Source organism: Gluconacetobacter sacchari, from assembly GCF_014174255.1.
Classification (GTDB): domain Bacteria; phylum Pseudomonadota; class Alphaproteobacteria; order Acetobacterales; family Acetobacteraceae; genus Gluconacetobacter; species Gluconacetobacter sacchari.
In genome coordinates, this window is the sequence record NZ_JABEQJ010000014.1 from 51094 (window position 1) to 69108 (window position 18015).

21 protein-coding genes are annotated in these 18015 nt (G+C 68.6%); 7 read left to right on the top strand and 14 right to left on the bottom strand.

Features of this window, described 5'->3' with window-relative positions:
• Window positions 1–75 precede the first annotated feature (75 nt).
• A complete protein-coding gene (locus tag HLH48_RS11805) occupies window positions 76–1020 on the top strand; it encodes a helix-turn-helix domain-containing protein (RefSeq protein ID WP_182997713.1) in 945 nt (314 codons plus the stop codon).
• Here HLH48_RS11805 and HLH48_RS11810 read toward each other — a convergent pair.
• From HLH48_RS11810 to HLH48_RS11820, 3 genes are read right to left on the bottom strand one after another with little or no spacing between them, the layout of a single operon-like run.
• Complete coding sequence (locus tag HLH48_RS11810) at window positions 1015–2166, bottom strand: 5-(carboxyamino)imidazole ribonucleotide synthase (protein ID WP_182997714.1); 1152 nt, start codon at window positions 2164–2166, stop codon at window positions 1015–1017. The two genes, HLH48_RS11805 and HLH48_RS11810, sit on opposite strands and share 6 nt — an antisense overlap.
• Entirely contained in the window at window positions 2163–2690 is a 528-nt protein-coding gene (purE, locus tag HLH48_RS11815; protein ID WP_264813024.1) for a 5-(carboxyamino)imidazole ribonucleotide mutase, read from the bottom strand. Before purE ends, HLH48_RS11810 begins: the two co-directional genes overlap by 4 nt.
• A gap of 53 nt (window positions 2691–2743) precedes the next feature.
• The gene (locus HLH48_RS11820) at window positions 2744–2944 is read right to left on the bottom strand and encodes a DUF465 domain-containing protein (protein ID WP_182948433.1); all 201 of its coding nucleotides are present in this window, start codon (window positions 2942–2944) and stop codon (window positions 2744–2746) included.
• Between the two features lie 175 nt (window positions 2945–3119).
• Between HLH48_RS11820 and HLH48_RS11825 the strand changes: the two genes are divergently transcribed.
• The gene (locus tag HLH48_RS11825; protein WP_182997715.1) at window positions 3120–3290 is read left to right on the top strand and encodes a YdcH family protein; all 171 of its coding nucleotides are present in this window, start codon (window positions 3120–3122) and stop codon (window positions 3288–3290) included.
• A gap of 40 nt (window positions 3291–3330) precedes the next feature.
• Here HLH48_RS11825 and HLH48_RS11830 read toward each other — a convergent pair whose 3' ends face one another.
• From HLH48_RS11830 to rpmE, 3 genes are all read right to left on the bottom strand, one after another.
• A complete protein-coding gene (locus HLH48_RS11830; protein ID WP_182997716.1) occupies window positions 3331–3909 on the bottom strand; it encodes a DUF1013 domain-containing protein in 579 nt (192 codons plus the stop codon).
• Between the two features lie 216 nt (window positions 3910–4125).
• A complete protein-coding gene (locus tag HLH48_RS11835) occupies window positions 4126–4614 on the bottom strand; it encodes an Hsp20 family protein (RefSeq protein WP_182997717.1) in 489 nt (162 codons plus the stop codon).
• Between the two features lie 195 nt (window positions 4615–4809).
• Window positions 4810–5040, bottom strand: a complete 231-nt coding sequence (rpmE, locus tag HLH48_RS11840) for a 50S ribosomal protein L31 (protein ID WP_114726912.1) — start codon at window positions 5038–5040, stop codon at window positions 4810–4812.
• A gap of 197 nt (window positions 5041–5237) precedes the next feature.
• On the opposite strand from rpmE, the gene mscL reads away from it, so the two are divergent.
• Window positions 5238–5699, top strand: a complete 462-nt coding sequence (gene mscL / locus HLH48_RS11845) for a large conductance mechanosensitive channel protein MscL (protein ID WP_182997718.1) — start codon at window positions 5238–5240, stop codon at window positions 5697–5699.
• A 46-nt stretch (window positions 5700–5745) separates the two neighbouring features.
• On the opposite strand, the gene HLH48_RS11850 is transcribed toward mscL, so the two are convergent.
• A complete protein-coding gene (locus tag HLH48_RS11850) occupies window positions 5746–6477 on the bottom strand; it encodes an SDR family NAD(P)-dependent oxidoreductase (protein ID WP_182997719.1) in 732 nt (243 codons plus the stop codon).
• A gap of 210 nt (window positions 6478–6687) precedes the next feature.
• Window positions 6688–6903, bottom strand: a complete 216-nt coding sequence (locus HLH48_RS11855; protein WP_182997720.1) for an addiction module toxin RelE — start codon at window positions 6901–6903, stop codon at window positions 6688–6690.
• Window positions 6904–7246: 343 nt separating this feature from the next.
• Between HLH48_RS11855 and HLH48_RS11860 the strand changes: the two genes are divergently transcribed.
• The 3 genes from HLH48_RS11860 (at window position 7247) to HLH48_RS11870 (ending at window position 10091) form a co-directional block, all read left to right on the top strand.
• Window positions 7247–8479, top strand: a complete 1233-nt coding sequence (locus HLH48_RS11860) for a glycoside hydrolase family 5 protein (RefSeq protein ID WP_182997721.1) — start codon at window positions 7247–7249, stop codon at window positions 8477–8479.
• A 50-nt stretch (window positions 8480–8529) separates the two neighbouring features.
• A complete protein-coding gene (locus tag HLH48_RS11865; protein ID WP_246387270.1) occupies window positions 8530–9534 on the top strand; it encodes a nucleotidyltransferase domain-containing protein in 1005 nt (334 codons plus the stop codon).
• Between the two features lie 80 nt (window positions 9535–9614).
• Window positions 9615–10091 (top strand): hypothetical protein, encoded by a 477-nt coding sequence (locus tag HLH48_RS11870; protein WP_182997722.1) that lies wholly within the window; start codon window positions 9615–9617, stop codon window positions 10089–10091.
• Here the strand turns inward: HLH48_RS11870 and secF are convergent.
• The 3 genes from secF to HLH48_RS11885 form a co-directional block, all read right to left on the bottom strand.
• Window positions 10021–10962, bottom strand: coding sequence for a protein translocase subunit SecF (gene secF, locus HLH48_RS11875; protein ID WP_182997723.1), 942 nt, complete (start codon window positions 10960–10962; stop codon window positions 10021–10023). The genes HLH48_RS11870 and secF overlap by 71 nt on opposite strands.
• A gap of 11 nt (window positions 10963–10973) precedes the next feature.
• Window positions 10974–12530, bottom strand: coding sequence for a protein translocase subunit SecD (gene secD, locus HLH48_RS11880; protein WP_182997724.1), 1557 nt, complete (start codon window positions 12528–12530; stop codon window positions 10974–10976).
• A gap of 164 nt (window positions 12531–12694) precedes the next feature.
• Window positions 12695–13843 (bottom strand): PA0069 family radical SAM protein, encoded by a 1149-nt coding sequence (locus HLH48_RS11885; protein ID WP_182997725.1) that lies wholly within the window; start codon window positions 13841–13843, stop codon window positions 12695–12697.
• Window positions 13844–13968: 125 nt separating this feature from the next.
• Here HLH48_RS11885 and HLH48_RS11890 point away from each other — a divergent pair, with 125 nt between their 5' ends.
• Window positions 13969–15009 (top strand): Gfo/Idh/MocA family protein, encoded by a 1041-nt coding sequence (locus HLH48_RS11890; RefSeq protein ID WP_182997779.1) that lies wholly within the window; start codon window positions 13969–13971, stop codon window positions 15007–15009.
• On the opposite strand, the gene HLH48_RS11895 is transcribed toward HLH48_RS11890, so the two are convergent.
• The 3 genes from HLH48_RS11895 to HLH48_RS11905 are packed head-to-tail and all read right to left on the bottom strand — an operon-like array spanning window position 14975 to window position 17965.
• Window positions 14975–15331, bottom strand: a complete 357-nt coding sequence (locus tag HLH48_RS11895; RefSeq protein WP_182997726.1) for a 4a-hydroxytetrahydrobiopterin dehydratase — start codon at window positions 15329–15331, stop codon at window positions 14975–14977. The genes HLH48_RS11890 and HLH48_RS11895 overlap by 35 nt on opposite strands.
• A 35-nt stretch (window positions 15332–15366) precedes the next feature.
• Window positions 15367–17172, bottom strand: a complete 1806-nt coding sequence (locus HLH48_RS11900; protein ID WP_182997727.1) for an ABC-F family ATP-binding cassette domain-containing protein — start codon at window positions 17170–17172, stop codon at window positions 15367–15369.
• Between the two features lie 58 nt (window positions 17173–17230).
• The gene (locus tag HLH48_RS11905) at window positions 17231–17965 is read right to left on the bottom strand and encodes a response regulator (protein ID WP_182997728.1); all 735 of its coding nucleotides are present in this window, start codon (window positions 17963–17965) and stop codon (window positions 17231–17233) included.
• Window positions 17966–18015: the final 50 nt, after the last annotated feature.

The following is an 18015-nucleotide window of genomic DNA, read 5'->3' on the forward strand; positions in this document are numbered from 1 at the left end:
GTCCGGCCTGTCGCGTTCCTGCGACAGACCGGACGGGTTAAACAGGCATCGACCGTAACCGTACGAAAGAGACGGATGATGTCGCAGACCCTCTCCCTCCGAATGGCCGGCCCCGTTCCGGCCGCTGCCGCCCGGACGCTGCTCGCCGCGTCCTGGCAACGCTGCGAGGGCGATTACGCCCTCGACCCCGCCCAGTCGGGCCTGTCGGACCTGCTGTCATGTTTCGAACTGCGTCAGTCCTGCGACGAGGCCGGGCCGCTGCTGCGCTTCGCCGATGCCGAACTGGACCGGCTGCACGCGATCGTGCGCGACATGGACTACGCGGTCCTGCTCGCCGATCGGACGGGCACGGTGCTGACCCGCCGCACGGCGCGGGACACCGAGCGCGGCTGCCGGCGCTGGCACCTGTGGCCCGGCGCGCGGTGGGACGAGCGCGAGGAAGGCACCAACGGCATCGGCACCTGCCTGGCGGAGCAGCGGCCGGTCACGGTGCATATGAACCAGCACTGGCGGGTGAACCTGCGCTATCTGACCTGTACCGCGGTCCCGGTCTATGACGCGCTGGGCCGCCTGGCCGGGGCGCTGGATGCCAGCTCGTACCACCCCGATCCCGATGCCCGCGATGTGGCGTTGATCCGCAACACGATCACCGAGGCCGCCCGGCGGATCGAGGCACGCTGCTTCGGCGACCTCTATCGCGGCCATATGATCGTGACGATGGGGGCGGATGACGGCAGTTCCGCCCCGTTGCTGGCGCTGGACGCCGACCGGCGGGTCGTGGGGGCCACCCATGCAGCGCGCCGGGACATGGGCCTGAAGGACGGCGACGCGCTGGAATTCTGCCTTCTGGACGAGCGGGGGCCGCGTCCGGACGGCTTCCGCGCGGCCGAAAAGGCGGTGGTCGAGACCGCCCTGGCCTCGGCGCGGGGCAATGTCAGCGCGGCGGCGCGGCAACTGGGCATCAGCCGCTCGACCCTGCACCGCAAGATCAGGGCGCTGTCGATCGAGGCCGATCTATAACAGGCCGCAATCTCCACCCAGCGGCCCCAGGGCGGCATCGACCCCGAATTCCCCCGGCAGCGCGCCGGCCGGGAACAGCACGTTGACATGCCCCATCTTGCGGCCGGCCCGGGCCTCCTGCTTGCCGTAATGGTGCGGCAGCAGGCCCGGAGTCGCCAGGATGGCCGGCCATAGCGCCATGTCGCCGGGGCCGACCAGGTTCTTCATCACCGCGTCGGAATGCCGCACGGCCGGCGGCAGCGGCAGGCCGGCGACGGCGCGCACATGCATGGCGAACTGGTCGACCGGGCAGGCGTCCATGGTCCAGTGGCCGGAATTGTGCGGACGCGGCGCGATCTCGTTGACCAGCACCCGCCCGTCGCGATCGACGAACATCTCCACGCCCAGCAGGCCCACCAGGTCCAGCGCGGCGGCGACGCGCAGCGCGATCGCGCGCGCCTGCTCGCTGACCGCCTCCGGCACGCGCGCCGGGGCGAGGCTGAGGTCCAGGATGCCGTCGCGATGGCGGTTTTCCGTCACGTCGAAAGTCACCGCCGCGCCGTCCAGCCCGCGCGCGACCATCACGCTGACCTCGCAGGCGAAATCGACCATCCCCTCCGCGACCAGCGGATGCGGTGCCAGCGCGTCGAAGGCGTCCCGCATGTCCTCGTCGCGATGGACACGGCGCTGCCCCTTGCCGTCATAGCCCAGGCGCGTGGTCTTGAGGATGAAGGGCAGCCCGAGCCCGGCCCGGGCGGCCGGCAGGTCGTCCGGCGCGCCGATCGCGCGCCAGGGCGCCACCGGGATGCCGGCCCCGGCCAGGAACGTCTTTTCGGCCACCCGGTCCTGGCTGATGCGCAGGATATCGCCCGACGGGCGCACCGGCCGCAGGGCGGCCAGCAGTTCCAGCCCGTCGGCGCTGACATTCTCGAATTCGAAGGTCACGACATCCACCGCCGTCGCGAAGCGGCGCAAGGTGTCGGGGTCGTCATAGCCGCCGATGGTGACGGCATGGGCGACCTGCGCCGCCGGGCCGTCCGGCTCGCTGGTCAGGATATGGGCGCGATAGCCCAGCCGAGCGGCGGCGATGGCGGACATCCGGCCCAACTGGCCGCCGCCGACGATGCCCAGCACCGCGCCGGGCGGCAGGGGGGCAGGCGTGCTCATCGGGCCGGGCCGTCCGCGACCGCATCCGTCTGCGCCTGGCGCCAGGCCGCCAGGCGGGCCGACAGGGCGGCATCGTTCAGCGCCAGGATCGAGGCGGCCATCAGGCCGGCATTGGTCGCGCCCGCCTTGCCGATGGCCAGCGTGCCCACGGGCACGCCGCCGGGCATCTGGACGATCGACAGCAGGCTGTCCATCCCCTTCAGGGCGTGGGATTCCACCGGTACGCCCAGGACCGGCAGGATGGTCCAGGCCGCGCACATGCCCGGCAGATGGGCAGCCCCGCCGGCCCCGGCGATGATGACCGACAGCCCGCGCCCGGCGGCGGTCCGGGCATAATCGGCCAGCCGGTCCGGCGTGCGGTGCGCCGAGACGATCCGCACCTCGTGCGCGACACCCAGCGCCTCCAGCACCGACACGGCATGCCGCATCGTCTCCCAGTCGGACTGGCTGCCCATGATCAGCCCGACCCGGGGCCCGGACGGCGCGGCGGAATGGGGGGAAGGGGAGAGAGGCGTATCGGTCACGCTGGCAGGCTTTCGAGACGGCGGAGAGGGAAGGGGGCGGCGGACCGGCGGCGTCAGGCGATGCTGTCGGGGATCAGGTGGCTTTCCAGCCACGCGATCTCGTCCTTCAGCAGCAGCTTGCGCTTCTTCAGCCGCTGGAGCTGGAGCTGATCCATCGGATGCAGCGCCAGCCGGCTGATGACGGTATCAAGGTCGCGATGTTCGCTGCGCAGTTCGTGCAGCTTGCGAAGCACGGTGTCCCGGTCGGTCAGCATGGTACCCCGTCTGGCTGGTGGTCGGCGTCCATTCTATCGATTCCTGCCGGTATGGCGAGATCCCCGGGCGGCGCGCATGGCCACCTCCGCCAGTCCTGCGATTTTAACATGCGCCGTCCCGGCGCGGCTGGCTTAGGCTGCCGGGTGTCGGAAACGCAAACTCGCTGGAGGCATCATGTCCCACGAACCCAGAATCCGTAGTCTGCGCCTGCGCCACGCGCGCCTCGATGACAGGATCGTCGACGAAGACCATCGCCCCGCGCCCGATCACGGCGTCCTGCACCGCCTGAAGGTGGAGAAACTGCGGATCAAGGAAGAGATCGAGCGGCTCTCCCATCCGGCGTGACCGGCCCGGGCGGGCATGACATGCCCGCCCAGCCTCTCGATCAGCCGGCCTCCTCGCCGATTTCCACCGGCAGGGGGACGGCCTGCCCGTCGCGGGTCAGGCGCTCGTTCGCCGCCTGGACCATCGCATTCAGGTCGGTCTGGCTGCACAGGCCCAGGATCACCGGGTCGCGCGGCTTGATGTTCGTGCTGTTCCAATGCTGGCGGTCGCGGACCTTGGCGATGGTATCCTTGGTGGTGCCCAGCAGCTTGACGATCTGCGGCTCGGAAAGCTGCGGAAAGTTGCGCAGGATGAAGGCGATCGCATCGGGGCGGTCGTTGCGCTTGGCGACGGGGGTATAGCGCGCGCCCTTGGCGCGGCGATGGATCGGGTTGGGCGTCGACAGCACTTTCAGCCGCAGGTCGGGGTTGGCCTCGCACCGCGCGATGTCTTCCGGGCGTACCTGATGGTTGGCTACCGGGTCGTACCCGACGATGCCCTGCGCGACCTCGCCATCGGCGATGGCCTGGACTTCCAGCGGATGCATGCCGCAGAATTCGGCGATCTGGGTAAAGGTCAAAGCCGTCTTCTCGATCAGCCACACGGCGGTGGCCTTCGGCATCAGGGGCAGTGCATTCATGATAACGGGTCCTAACTGCGCTATGGTGGCGCCACGCAGGCACCCGTTCCATGTCAGCGTACCGAAACCCGGTCCACCCCTGCGTGCCTGCAAGACGCGCAATGACTTGACCATGGATATGGGGCCGTTCGGGGCGAGGGGTCAAGGGCGCCCGGGCCGTTCGTTCCACGAAAAAGGGGCCGGACATGCATCCGGCCCCAGTCGATCGCCTGCGTTTCAGGCCGCGTGTTCTGCCGTGGCGCCGTCATTGGCGGGCGCCGACGCGGCATCGGCCGGAAGCCTGGGCGCTCCGCTGCCGACGGGAATGCGGCGCGGCTTCAGCGCCTCGGGCACGAAGCGCCGCACGGCGACGCGTAGCAGGCCGTTGGTCATGTCCGCGCTGTCGACCACGATATGGTCGGCAAGCACGAACCGGCGCTCGAACGCACGCGTGGCGATGCCGCGATGCAGCACCTCGCCTTCCGGCGTGGCGCTGGCCAGCCGGCCGGCCACCACCAGCATGTTGTCCTGCACCGTCAGCTCGATATCCTCGGGGCCGAAACCCGCGACAGCCATCGTCAGGACATAGCTGTCCTCGCCCAGTTTCTCGATATTGTACGGGGGATAGGACGGCGCGGCCGGGTTCTGGGCCGCATTGTCCACCAGCCGGGCCAGACGGTCGAAACCGATGGCGGTGCGGAACAGCGGCGCGAAATCATAGGTCATGGTCAACCTCCTCGACAGCAAGGTTCGATTCAGCAGGCGCGATGATGGCCCCTCGACGAGCGGACCGGCGCCTGGCTGGCGGAAACCCGGATGGCGTTTCCGTATCCCTGATGTGAGAAACCCCGCCCCCCGGTTCAAGGGGCAGGGTTCCGCGAACATGATAACGTGGCGGCGGGGGCGTCGCCCCCGTGGGGCTTACGCCTTGGCGCGGCGGCCGAGGCCCCCGAACTTCTTGTTGAACTTGGCCACCTGGCCCCCGGTGTCGAGCATGCGCTGGACGCCGGTCCACGCGGGATGCGACTTGGGGTCGATGTCCAGGCGCAGCGTCGCGCCGGGCTGGCCGTAGCACGACCGGGTCTTGTATTCGGTGCCATCGGTCATGATGACGTTGATTTCGTGATAGTCGGGGTGAATGCCGGATTTCATCATCAAACCTTCATGCTGGGCCCGCCGATGCCGACCGGGGGCGTTTGCATGGCCGTATAGATGACGCACCGCGCCGGATCAACGCCTATCTGCCACGCGAAATATCGCGCTGCACGGTCTCGTACGGCATTTTCCCTTTCATATGGTATCGTCCGCGTTGCTATCAATCGTCTGCCTGCAATGCACAAGGAGGCTTCATGTCCGTCAAGGCCCCGTCCATCCATACCCCGGGATGGCTTCTGGAATTCCGCACTTTCCTGATGCGCGGAAACGTCGTCGACCTGGCGGTCGGCGTCATCATCGGCGCGGCCTTCACCGCGATCGTCAACAGCCTGGTCAAGGATATCTTCACCCCGTTCATCGGGCTGCTGATCGGCGGCATCGACTTCACCAACGTCTTCTTCACCCTGCGCGGGCCGCATCTGGCGACCCTGGCCGAAGCGCAGAAGGCCGGTGCGGTGACGATCAATGTCGGGCTGTTCCTCAACGCGCTGATCCAGTTCATCATCATCGGCTTCGTCATCTTCTGGGTGGTCAAGGTCGTGAACCGGCTGACCGCGAAGCCGGCGACCCCGGCCGCGCCGCCGCCGCCGCCGCGCAGCGAGGTGCTGCTGGAAGACATTCGCGACCTGCTGGCCGCGCAGAAGACCACGCCCTGAGACGGGGCGCCGCCGCCATCCGCCCTGGCGGATGGCGGCAGGGACATCATGCCGTCAGGCCGCCATCCACGGCGATGCAGGCACCGGTGACGTAGCCGGCGCGCGGGCTGGCCAGGAACGACACCATCTCCGCGATGTCGGACACCGTCCCATAGCTGCCGGTGGCGGTGAAGCTCCGGATGAGGTCCGCCCCTTGCCCGTCCGCCGGGTTCAGGTCGGTGTCGATCGGGCCGGGCTCCACCACGTTGGCGGTAATGCCCCGCCCGCCCAGGTCCCGCGCCACCCCCCGGGCAAACCCGCCCAGCGCCGCCTTGGTGGCGGAATAGAGCGAGATCCCGGCAAGGGGCGCGCGCGCGCCGAAGGCCGAGCCGATATAGACCAGCCGGCCCCCGGCCCCCATATGCTTCACGGCCTCCATGGTTTCCACCATCGCCGCGCGCAGGTTCAGGTGCAGAGTCCGGTCGATCTGCTCCACGCTCATCTCGCCGATCGGTCCGTACGGATAGGTTCCGGCATTGCACACCAGCACATCCAGCCGGCCCAGCGCCGCCACGGTCTGGCCGATCGCGTCGATATTGCCCTGAATGGTGGCGCCGTCGGCCTGGATCGCCACCGCCCGGCGCCCCAGGGCTTCCGCCCGGCTCACGAGCTGGGCGGCGGCGACGGCGTTGCTGGCATAGGTCACGGCGACGTCGAAGCCGTCTTCCGCCAGTTTCGCGGCGATGGCGGCACCGATTCCACGGCTGCCGCCGGTCACGAGGGCGACGCGTTGGGTCATGGATTTCATCCTTGGCATCAGGGTAGCAGGGAACGTCACGCAAACGCCCCGTCCTGTCGGGAGTTGACAGGGTACCGGCCCCGTCAGCCATCGTCCACCAGCATGGCCCGCGCGAAAACGACGAAACCCGATGTCATCACTCAGGCCGCCTCTCTCGTCATAATGCGGCGCGGGTCATGGCAAATCTCCCGGCAGATGGTTTCGCAAGATTTACCTCTTGCGGTTTCTGCCGCTGGGCTGATTTGTCCGATCGACTGGCGTCTCCGGGACGCGCCCGGTTGCCGCCGTGTAGATTTCGTTGCCGGGAGCGTACGGATTCAGGAGCAGTTTTTCGAGTTTCTTCTCGAATTTCTTGCGAATGCTGCCGTCCCGCTCATCCCACTCGCGCAAGTCGCGGTCATCGAACTCGATCGCGTATTCAGTCATCCGGAAAACCATGTCGCGCGACGAGCGCGACGCCGACGACTGCCGCCGTAGCAAGATCCTCTCGGAGCGCGTGCGATGATTCTCGCCGGGGTATCAAAGCCGCCGGGGGCAGCGGTATCCGTCCGCCGGACGAGACATGACGATGGCGGAATTGCTTCCGTTGTCGCTGCTGCGGGCGATTGCCGCCGGTAGCGAAATTTATGTACGACTGACCCGTCGCCCCGTGCTGCTGAGTTGGGCGACGGTACGCACTTGCAGCAGAAAACGATCGATCCCGTTACTGTCCGGCCAAGAGTGGACACGAATTGGGGTCACGGACCGCCAAGAAGGAAGAAGATCACCCATGCGCACAGCACGCTTCGTCTGTCTCTGCCTCTCCCTGGCAGTCGGCCCGGTCCAGGCCGCGTCCGGCGCGCAAGCGCAGGCATCCGGCATCCTGCACGCGCAGGGCCGCGACATCGTGGATTCCGGCGGCCACGTCCATATGCTGCGTGGGATGAACCTGGGCGGTCTATTCGTCATGGAGCCGTTCATGTCGCCGATGGACCGCTCGCATCGTCTACAGGACAGCTATTCCGTAATGCGCGTCCTGGCCGCGCGGTTCGGGGCGGATCGGGCGCGGGCACTCGTCGCGGTCTATCAGGACAACTGGATAGACGACGCCGACATCGCCCAGATCGCGCGCTCGGGGTTCAACGCCGTGCGCATTCCGGTCTGGTGGGGGCAATTCCTCGATCTCGCCAACCCGACGCCCTCGGGCTGGCGCGACGACGGGTTCGCGGCCCTCGACAGGATAATCGCCGCCTGCCGGGCGCACGGGGTCGTCGCGATCATCGACATGCATGGCGTCGTCGGCGGGCAGAGCGGCAATCCCGATACGGGAGAGGCGGGGCAAAACCGCTTCTGGGCCGACGACCACGCGCAGGCGACGACGGCCTGGCTGTGGCGGCGCATCGCCGGGCATTATCGCGGCAATCCGGCCGTCGCCGGATACGATCTGATCAACGAGCCCGCACCCCCGCCGGGCACGGGCAAGGACCAGGTCTGGCGCCTCTATGACCGCCTGTACCGCGCCGTGCGGTCGGCCGATCCCGACCACATGGTCTTCATCGAGGACACGTTCGGTTCATGGTCTCTCGACATGCTGCCACCTCCCGGCCAGTTCGGCTGGACGAACGTCGTTTATGAAAGCCACGTCTATCCCTGGCCGCACGATCATCCGGGTGTTGCGCAAGGTGTGGCCGCGTCCGCCAGCGCCCTGCGCGCGGCGAGGGATTTCGGGGCCCATGCCGCATGGAACGTGCCGGGCTATATCGGCGAATTCAATGCGCTCGATGCCCGGCCCGGCGCATTCGGCATGATGACCCGGCAATTCGATGCCGCGCGCCTCAACTGGACCGCATGGACCTACAAGGCGTCGAACGCGGGCGGGACCATGACGTACTGGGGCTTTATCGAGCCGAACGCGCCGATCGACCGGCCGGACCCCACACATGACGACGAGGGCGCCATTCGTGAACACTGGAAAAAATGGCGGACGGACGCCCGGTTTTCCCCCAACCCCGCCTTTCGATAAGGCCCCGGGTCGGCGCGCCGGACACGTCGCGGCAGGAGGGTGACAATCCCATGACCGGCCTTCCGACTTTTCAGACCGGCAGGCTTGTCATCCGGCCCCGCGTCATGGCGGATCTCCGGTTCTGCCTGGAGATGGACCGCGATCCGGAGGTGACGAGGTTCGTGCCCGGCCCCTGGCACGATCCCGACCGCCAACGGATCGTTCGTGATGACGCGCTTCGACCACATGGCCCGCCGGAACGGGGGAAAGCACTGCAAATGACATGTACTGACAGGGCAGACGGGGTGAAACGGACACTAGCCGAGGCCTTGGAGATTGCCTGCGCCATCATCTTATCCCGCTACAGGGGTGCCGTGTACGCCTTCGTCGCGGGCTCGATCCCGCGTGGGGAAGGAACAAGGTTTTCCGACCTGGACATCGTCATCGTGTACGATCGGCTGGAGGCAGCGCGCCGCGAATCCTTCGTCGTTGACGGCTGTCCGGTCGAGGCGTTCGTGCATGACGAGGAAACACTGGCTTGGTTCGTCGACGCCGACATGGCGCGTGGCCGCCCCTCCATCCTGAACATGGTCGCGGAAGGAAAGATCATCGGGCCCGCGCCCGAACGCGGGAAGGTCATGCAGGCGCATATCGCAAGACGCCTTTCAGAGGGCGCGCCCGGCATGGAGAACACGCACCGCGACATTTTGCGGTATGAAATTACCGATGCAATCGACGATTTGCGTGGCGAGCGTGGTCCGGGTGAGATCATGGCGATCGGCACCATGCTCTATCCTCGGCTTGTCGAACTCGCGCTGCGCGGCCGTGGCCATTGGAATGGCGCGGGCAAATGGGCGCCCCGCCTGCTTGCCGCCGCGGATGCCGGACTGGCCGGACAGTTCGATCGCGCTTTCCGCGCGCTGTTTGGCTCGGGAATATGCGAACCCGTCATCGCATTGGCCGAACGGGAACTGGAACCGCACGGGGGTCCGCTTTTCGATGGGGATTGCCGGCAAGCGCCGTCGTCTTGGCGCGTGCGGGGTGGTATCGGCAGCGGCCAGACATCGCTGCGCTGACCAAGCAGGTCGCCGTGCAGCATGGCTCGCCCCGGCAAGAGAGGTTTTGAATACGATCGATTGTGCTTTAGGCTCCGCCGATGACGAAAACCCGGAACATGGTCGGACGACAAGGACCGGCGGTATCGCTGGTCGTGGCGGGATTCATCGGGCTCGCGGCGTGCCGGGCCGGGCCGCCGGCCGATGCCATCCAGCCGATCGACAGGCTGCCGCTGCCGTTGCAGGCCTATCTCAGCGTCGATGCCTATTTCATCGCCCAGGGCATGGTCCGCGGACGGCTGTCCGATGGCAGGCTGATGCATGACCAGGCGCGCGACCTGGTGGCCAGCACGCTCTATGCAAGGCAACTGACCGTCGCGAACATGCTGCACCCGACGGCCGGCGGCCAAAGGCGGGTACAGATGGCGATCGAGATGATGCTGGGCTGCGTCCAACTGGCCAACAGCGGATCGACCGCCGCCTGCCTGGGGCCGATGTCCCCGCCGGTCAGCGGGGCGGGCGGGCATCCCGTCGCAGACGCTTCTCGCCCAGCAACAGCAGAATCGGCGCCGCGATAAAGATCGAGGACGAGGTCCCGACCACGATCCCGAACAGCATCACCCACGCGAAGCTGGACAGGCTGGCGCCGAACAGCGCCAGCGGCAGGGCCGCCAGGAACACGGTGGTCGAGGTACCCAGCGTCCGGCTCAGCGTCTCGTTGATCGACAGGTCGATCAGTTCGGCCAGCGGCATGGTGCGGTATTTGCGCAGGTTCTCGCGCACCCGGTCATAGACCACCACCTTGTCGTTGGTGGAATAGCCCAGGATCGTCAGGATCGCCGCGACCATCACCAGGTCGAACTCGAAATGCGTGATGACCAGGAAGCCGACGGTCTTGGTCAAATCCAGGATCAGGGTAATCACGGCGCTGACCGCGAACTCCCATTCGAAGCGGAACCAGATATAGCCCAGAATCATCAGCAGGCTGATCCCCAGTGCCAGCATGCCGTCGCGGAACAGTTCGGCCGAGACCGAGGCACCGACGGCGTCGGCGCGCAACACCTGGGCGCCCGGCAGCGTGGCGACCGCGTGCCGCACCGCATCGACCAGCGCCTGGGTGCGGGCCTCATGGTCGGCGCTGGCCGCCGGCGGCGCGTCCAGGCGGATCAGCACGTCGTCGGGCGCGCCGAAGGACTGCACGCCGGCGGCCTCGACATGCTGGGTGGCCAGCGCCGCGCGCACCTGGCCGAAATCGGCCGGGCCCTGGGTGCGGATTTCGACGACGATGCCGCCGCGGAAATCCAGCCCCAGCGTCAGGCCGGGATGGAGGAACAGGATCACGGACGCGATCGACAGCACGGCGGAGGTCGCAAGGCCCATGAAACGGCCGCGCATGAAGTTGATCCGGGTGCCGTTGGGCACGAAGCGCAGAAGGGGGCGAGAGAACATGGCGGGGCGCCTCAGACCGGCAGGACAGTGGGACGGGTGCGGGCATACCAGCGCACCATCAGCATCCGCGACAGCAGCAGCGTGGTGAACAGCGTCGTGACGATGCCGATCATGATCGTCAGGGCGAAATTCTGTACCGGCCCGGTGCCGAAGGCGAACAGCATGATGTGCGCCAGCAGGGCGGTGGCGTTGCTGTCCAGGATGGTGGAGGTCGCGCGCTCGAAGCCCGCCTGCATCGCCGCCAGCGGCGTGCGGCCGCGTGCCACTTCCTCGCGGATGCGCTCGTTGATCAGGATATTGGCGTCCACCGCCATGCCCAGGGTCAGCAGCATGCCGGCCATGCCGGGCAGCGTCAGCGTGGCCTGGAACAGCGACAGGATGGCTACCATCAGCACCAGGTTGGCCAGCAGCGCGACATTCGCGTACCAGCCGAAGCGGCCATAGAACAGCGCCATGAAGACGATCACCAGGCCAAAGCCGATGCCCAGGCTGATCATGCCGGCGCGGATCGAATCAGCACCCAGCGACGGGCCGATGGTCCGCTGCTCGATCACCGACAGGGGCGCGGGCAGGGCGCCGGCGCGCAGCAGCAGCGCCAGGTCGGTGGCCGATTGGGCGTCGAACCCGCCGCTGATCTGCCCGTTTCCGCCGGTGATGGCGCTGCGGATGACCGGCGCCTGCACCACCTTGTTGTCCAGCACGATGGCGAAGCGGCGGCCGACATTGGCCCTGGTCGTGGCCGCGAAGGCCCGCGCGCCCACGGAATCGAAGGTGAAATCGACCGCCCATTCCCCGGTCTGCTGGTCGATGGCGGCGGAGGCATTGGTCAGGTCGGAGCCATCGACATCGACATGGTCGGCAACCGGCAGCTTCTGGTCCGGCGCGTTCATCATCGGCAGCAGGCTCACGCCGGGGCCGGGCAATCCGCCCAGCGCGCTGTCCTGCACCATGTGAAAGGTCATCTTGGCGGTGGTGCCCAGCAGGTGCTTGACACGTTCCGGGTCGCTGATCCCGGGCAGTTCGACCACGATGCGGTCGTCGCCCTGGCGGGTGATCTCGGGGTCGACCGCGCCGGTCGCGTCGATGCGGCGGCGCACGATCTCGATCGACTGGCTGACGGCCTCGGTCGCGCGCAGGCGCATGGCGGCGGCCGACAGCGTGATGGCGATGGAACCGTCGGGCCGCTGGGCGACGGCGAATTCATTGGGCACCGCCATCGGCATGGCGCGTAGCGCCTTCAGGTCCGCCTCGGTCTCGGACGGCGCGCGCGGGGTAAAGGTCACCGCGCCGGCATGCGCGTCGGTCGCGACGTCGCGATAGCCCAGTCCCGCGCCCAGCAGCGCCTGGCGCGTGCCGTCGGCCAGTGTCCGCAGACGGTCGGCGGTCACGCTGTTCATATCCACCTGCATCAGCAGGTACGACCCGCCGCGCAGGTCGAGCCCCAGGTGAATCTGGCGCCACGGCACGCCGGGTCCGGGCTGGCGCATGGCGTTGGGAAGGCAGAGCAGCACTCCCAGAAGGCAAACGGCGGCGATGGAGGCCAATTTGAGCCGGCTGTAATACATCATGACTGAAAAGGGTGCTCCCTACGCCCGGCCCAGCCGGCTCCCTGTTCCGTGTGTCGATGCCGCCTGACGGCCGGCGACGCGGGAACATGCCGGGCCGGCGCGCCGGATGCAACCGCCCGGCGCGGCTTGGCGGCACGAATCCCGCCGTTTCGTCCGGGTATTCGTCAGAACAGCGACAGTTGCGCCTCCGGCGGCGGCGGGGGCGGGGCGAAGAGCGTGCAGTCCAGGGCACGCTCCCGCGTCAGGCCCAGCGCCCGCCGCGCCCGCGTGAACCGCTGGGCCAGCAGGTCGGCATGCACCCCCTGGCCCCGCCCGCGCCGGCCGAAGGTCGAATCGTTCAGCGCGCCGCCACGCACCGCGCGGATGCGCTGCAACACATGGCGCGCGCGGTCGGGATAATGCCGCGCCAGCCAGTCCTCGAACAGCGGCGCGACCTCCAGCGGCAGGCGCAGCAGGGCATAGCCGGCATCGCCGGCCCCGGCCGTCGCGGCGGCGCCCAGAATCGCTTCCAGCTCATGGTCGTTCAGGGCCGGGATCATCGGCGCCGCCAGCACCCCGACGGGTATGCCGGCGGCGGCCAGCGCGGCGATGGCATCCAGCCGCCGGGCAGGGGTGGAGGCGCGCGGTTCCATCCGGCGGGCCAGGTCGGCGTCCAGCGTGGTCACCGACAGGCTGACGCGCACCAGGTTGCGCGCCGCCAGCGCGCCCAGCAGGTCCAGGTCGCGCAGCACGCCGGCCGATTTGGTGACGATGGTGACCGGGTGCGAAAACCGCTCCAGCACCGTCAGAATGGCCCGCGTCAGGCCCAGATTCCGCTCCACGGGCTGGTAAGGGTCGGTATTGGTGCCCAGCGCGATCGGCCGCACCCGATAGGCGGGGTGGCTCAGTTCCCGCTCCAGCAGGCGGGCGGCATCGGGCTTGCAGGTCAGGCGGGTTTCGAAATCCAGTCCGGGCGACAGGCCGATCCAGGCATGGGTGGGGCGGGCGAAGCAATAGATGCAGCCATGCTCGCATCCGCGATAGGCGTTGATCGACCGGTCGAACCCCAGGTCCGGGCTGTTATTGCGGGTGATGATGGTGCGCGCCGGCTCGAAGGTCAGTTCGGTGCGCGGCACGGCCTCGTCCCCGGCCAGACTGTCCCATCCGTCATCGACCGGCGCCGATCGCTGCCGGGCGAAGCGGTCGGGCGGCGACAGGGTGGCGCCGCGCCCGTGGCGGATGCCACCCAGGCTGGACGATGCGTCGGCCAGCGTGCGCGGCGCATCGCGGGTCGCCAGTCCGGGGCCGATGCGGATGGGGGATGGGTCGGGCATGGCCGGTATGATGGCAGACCGGTTTCGCCTCTTCAAGAACAAAAAGGGAACATATACCCGGCGCCACTGGCCGATCGGGTCAGGGTGCTCTAACCCTTCGTCATCCTGGATGCGGAGAGGACATGATGGCGGGGCTGTTCGGTGGCGGAGCGGGACGGGATGTCGCGGCGCGGCAATTGCGGGTGGGCGTCATCGGTGCCGGCCATTTCGGACGGTTCCACGCGCTGAAGGCGGCGGCATCGCCGCGCGAGAGCCTGGTGGGCCTCCACGATCCCGATCACGCGCGGGCAGCCGCCGTCGGCGTCGAGGCCGGCGGCGCCCCCGCTCTGGCGCTGGACGATCTTCTGGCGTGCTGCGAAGCGGTCGTGATCGCGGCCCCGGCCGAACATCATTTCGCCCTGGCCGACCGTGCGCTGCGCGCCGGCCGCCACGTGCTGGTCGAAAAGCCGATCGCCTCGACCCTCGAACAGGCCGACCGCCTAGCCGCCCTGGCCGCCGGCACGGGCCTGGTGCTCCAGGTCGGGCATCTGCTGCGCTATTCGGCCGAACACGACGCGATTGCCGGGCGGATCACGCGCCCCCTCTATATCGAGGCGACCCGCATCGCCCCCTTCAAGCCGCGCGGCACCGATGTCTCGGTGATCCTCGACCTGATGATCCACGATCTGGACCTGGTGCTGGCGATCGTGGACAGCGAGATCGTGGATGTCGACGCCCTGGGGGCGGCGGTCAGTTCGCCGCACGAGGACATCGCCAATGCCCGGGTCCGCTTCGCCAATGGCTGCGTCGCCACCATCACCGCCAGCCGGATCTCGCTGAAGACCGAACGGCGGATGCGCCTGTTTTCCGAGGAAGGCTATCTCTCGGCCGATTTCGTGAAGCGCGAACTGACGATGATCGGGCGCGACAAGGGCCTGCCCCTGCCCGGCACCGGCGGCTTCCGGCGCGAGGCCGTCAGTTGGACCGACCACGACACCCTTGCCGCCGAGCATGCGGCCTTCGCCGCCGCCTGCCTGGATGGCGCCCCGGTGCTGGTGGATGCTCAGGCCGGCCGCCGCGCGCTGGCGGCCGCGCTGGCGGTGACGGACGGCATCGCCGCGGTGCGCGCCTTGTGGGAGCGGTCTGGCCTGGTCAGTGGGGCAGCGTCTCGATCCGCGCCGCCATGATGAAATCGTTGCGATGCAGGCCGCCGATGGCATGGGTTTGCAGCGTCAGCCGCACATACCCCCAGCCGAAGGCGATGTCCGGATGGTGGTCGGCGGCTTCCGCCAGGGCGGCGATGCGCTCGACCAGGGCATAGGCATTGGCGAAGTCCGGCAGGACATACGATCGCAGCAGCAGCGTGCCGTCCGGCGACAGCGTCCAGTTGGGCAGGCTGGCCAGCAGGGTTTCGGCCTCGGCGCGCATCAGGGCCGGGCTGTTGCGCGGACAGGGGGCAATGACCTCGCGCGCGAGGGCGGTCACGAGGGGGGTGGCGGAGGCGGGCATGGCGGTCTTCCTCAGCGCGCCACGCGCGGCACGGGTCAGGACGATCCCAGCGATTCGCGCAGCATTTCCAGTTCCAGCCAACGCTCCTCGGCCGCCGTCAGTTCGGCCTCGGCGCGCTCCAGTTTTTCCGTCCCCGCGGTAAAGGCCGCCGGATCGCGGGCATACAACCCGCCATCCGACAGGACCACCCGCAACTGGCCGATCTGCGTCTCCAGCGCCGCGATCTGGCCGGGCAGGCGGTCCAGCGCGTGCTGGTCCTTGTAGGACAGCTTGCGCGCCGGCCCCCTGTCCGATCGCTTCTGCGCGACCGGAGAGGCGCCGGTTTCGCCGCGTCCCCGGGCCGCCGGGGCCACGCCGCCGCGCTGGGCCAGCATGTCGCTATAGCCGCCGGCATATTCAACCCACCGTCCGGCCCCTTCCGCCAGCAGGACCGAGGTCGCCACCCGGTCCAGGAAGTCGCGATCGTGGCTGACCAGCAGCACGGTGCCGGCATAGGCGTCCAGCATCTCCTGCAACAGGTCCAGCGTCTCCAGATCCAGGTCGTTGGTCGGTTCGTCCAGCACCAGCAGGTTCGACGGGCGGGCCAGCGCGCAGGCCAGCATCAGCCGCCCCCGCTCGCCACCCGACAGCGCGCTGACCGGTGTGCGGGCCTGTTCGGGGCGGAACAGGAAATCCTTCATATAGCCGATGACATGGCGCTTCTCACCGCCGACCTGTACCATGTCGCCACCGCCGCCGGTCAGCGTATCGGCCAGCGTGCGGCCCGGGTCCAGCGTCCGCCGCTGCTGGTCCAGGGTCACGACCGACAGCGCGGTGCCGATCCGGATCTCGCCGGTATCCGGCCGGTCCTGGCCGGTCAGCAACCGCAGCAGGGTACTCTTGCCCGCGCCATTGGCGCCGACAATGCCCAGCCGGTCGCCGCGCAGCACGCGCAGATCCAGCCCGTCGATCACCGTGCGCGGGCCGTAGGCCTTGCGGACATCCTCGGCCACCGCCACCAGCTTGCCGGACAACCCGTCCTCGCTGGCCTGCATCTTCACGCCGCCGGGCGCGCGCACCGCCTCGCGCCGCGCCTGCCGCAGCGCCGCGAGTTCGCCGACCCGGCGCACGTTGCGCTTGCGCCGCGCGGTGACGCCATAGCGCATCCAGTCTTCCTCGCGCGCGATCTGGCGGTCCAGCTTGTGGGCGTCGCGCTCCTCCTGTTCCAGCACCTCCTCGCGCCAGGATTCGAAGCGGGCAAAGCCCTGGTCCAGCCGCCGCGTGACGCCGCGATCCAGCCACACGACGCCGCGCGACAGGGTTTCCAGCATCCGGCGGTCATGGCTGATGATTACCATGGCCGAGGACAGGGACAGCAATTCTCGTTCCAGCCACTCGATGGTCGGCATGTCCAGATGGTTGGTGGGCTCGTCCAGCAGCAGCAGGTCGGGCTCGGGCGCCAGCGCCCAGGCCAGCGCGCAGCGCCGGGCCTCGCCCCCCGACAGGGTCGCCGGGTCTTCCGCCCCCGTCAGCCCCAACTCGCCCAGCAGCAGGGCGGCGCGATGGTCGGGCCCGTCGGGCGGCATGCCCGAACGGACATAGTCCAGCGTGGTGGCGAAGCCCGACAGGTCGGGCTCCTGCGCCAGGTAGCGCACCGTGGTGCCGGGCTGGAGGAACCGCGTGCCGTCATCGGGCGCCAACTGGCCGGCCGCGATGCGCAGCAGGGTGGATTTCCCGCTGCCGTTGCGCCCGACCAGGCAGATCCGTTCGCCGGACGAAACCCCGAATCCGGCACCGTTGAGCAGCGGAGCGCCGCCGAGCGTCAGGACGATATCCTGAAGAAGAAGGAGAGGAGGCGACATGACCGGGGTTCTGGACCATGGCGCGGCCCCGGCGCAAGGGGAAAGGAGGCGCCGCGTTTCAGTCGAAACTGGGGCCGCCGGTAACGGCCTGATAGGTCGCGATCGCCAGGGTCATCGGCTCGAACGGCTTGGTGATGACGAAGGCGGGTTCGATCGCCTCGCCCGTCAGCAGGCGTTCCGGATAGGCGGTGACGAAGATGACCGGGGCCTTGTGTCGGCGCAGGATGCTGGCGACGGCCTGCGCGCCGTCGCCGCCCGCGCCCAGGTTGATGTCCGCCAGGATCAGGCCGGGCTTCGTCCGGCATGCCAGGTCCACCGCGTCGGCCTCGGTCGCCGCGACGCCGGCCACCTCGTGCCCGCACCAGCGGACGAGGTCCTCGATATCCATCGCGATGATCGGCTCGTCCTCGATGATCAGGATCGAGGTCTGGGCCACCTTGCGCAGGTCCGCATGGGCCTGGGACAGGATCTCGGCGGCCTCGGCCTCGGCCAGGTCCACGACCCGCGCGGCATCGGCGATCGACAGTTCCTCCAGCGAGGTCAGCAGCAGCAGCTTGCGCTTCACGGTGTTCAGGGTCTCGGCGTCCGACGCCGGCCCGGGCTGGAACTGCCGCGAGATCCATTGATACAGGCATAATCGCGCCGGCATCGGCCCGGGCTCGGCCACCGTCAGTCCCCGCAGGCTCTCGGCCACCAGAAGATCGCCGCGCGGCTGGCTACCGGTCAGGGCGCGCGCGTATCGCCTGGCATAAGGAAGGGCCCGGATCAGATCCTGCCGCCGCGATAGGGGCATCGAACGGTCAACTCCGCAAGGAACACGTTACGGTATGGATCATGACAGCG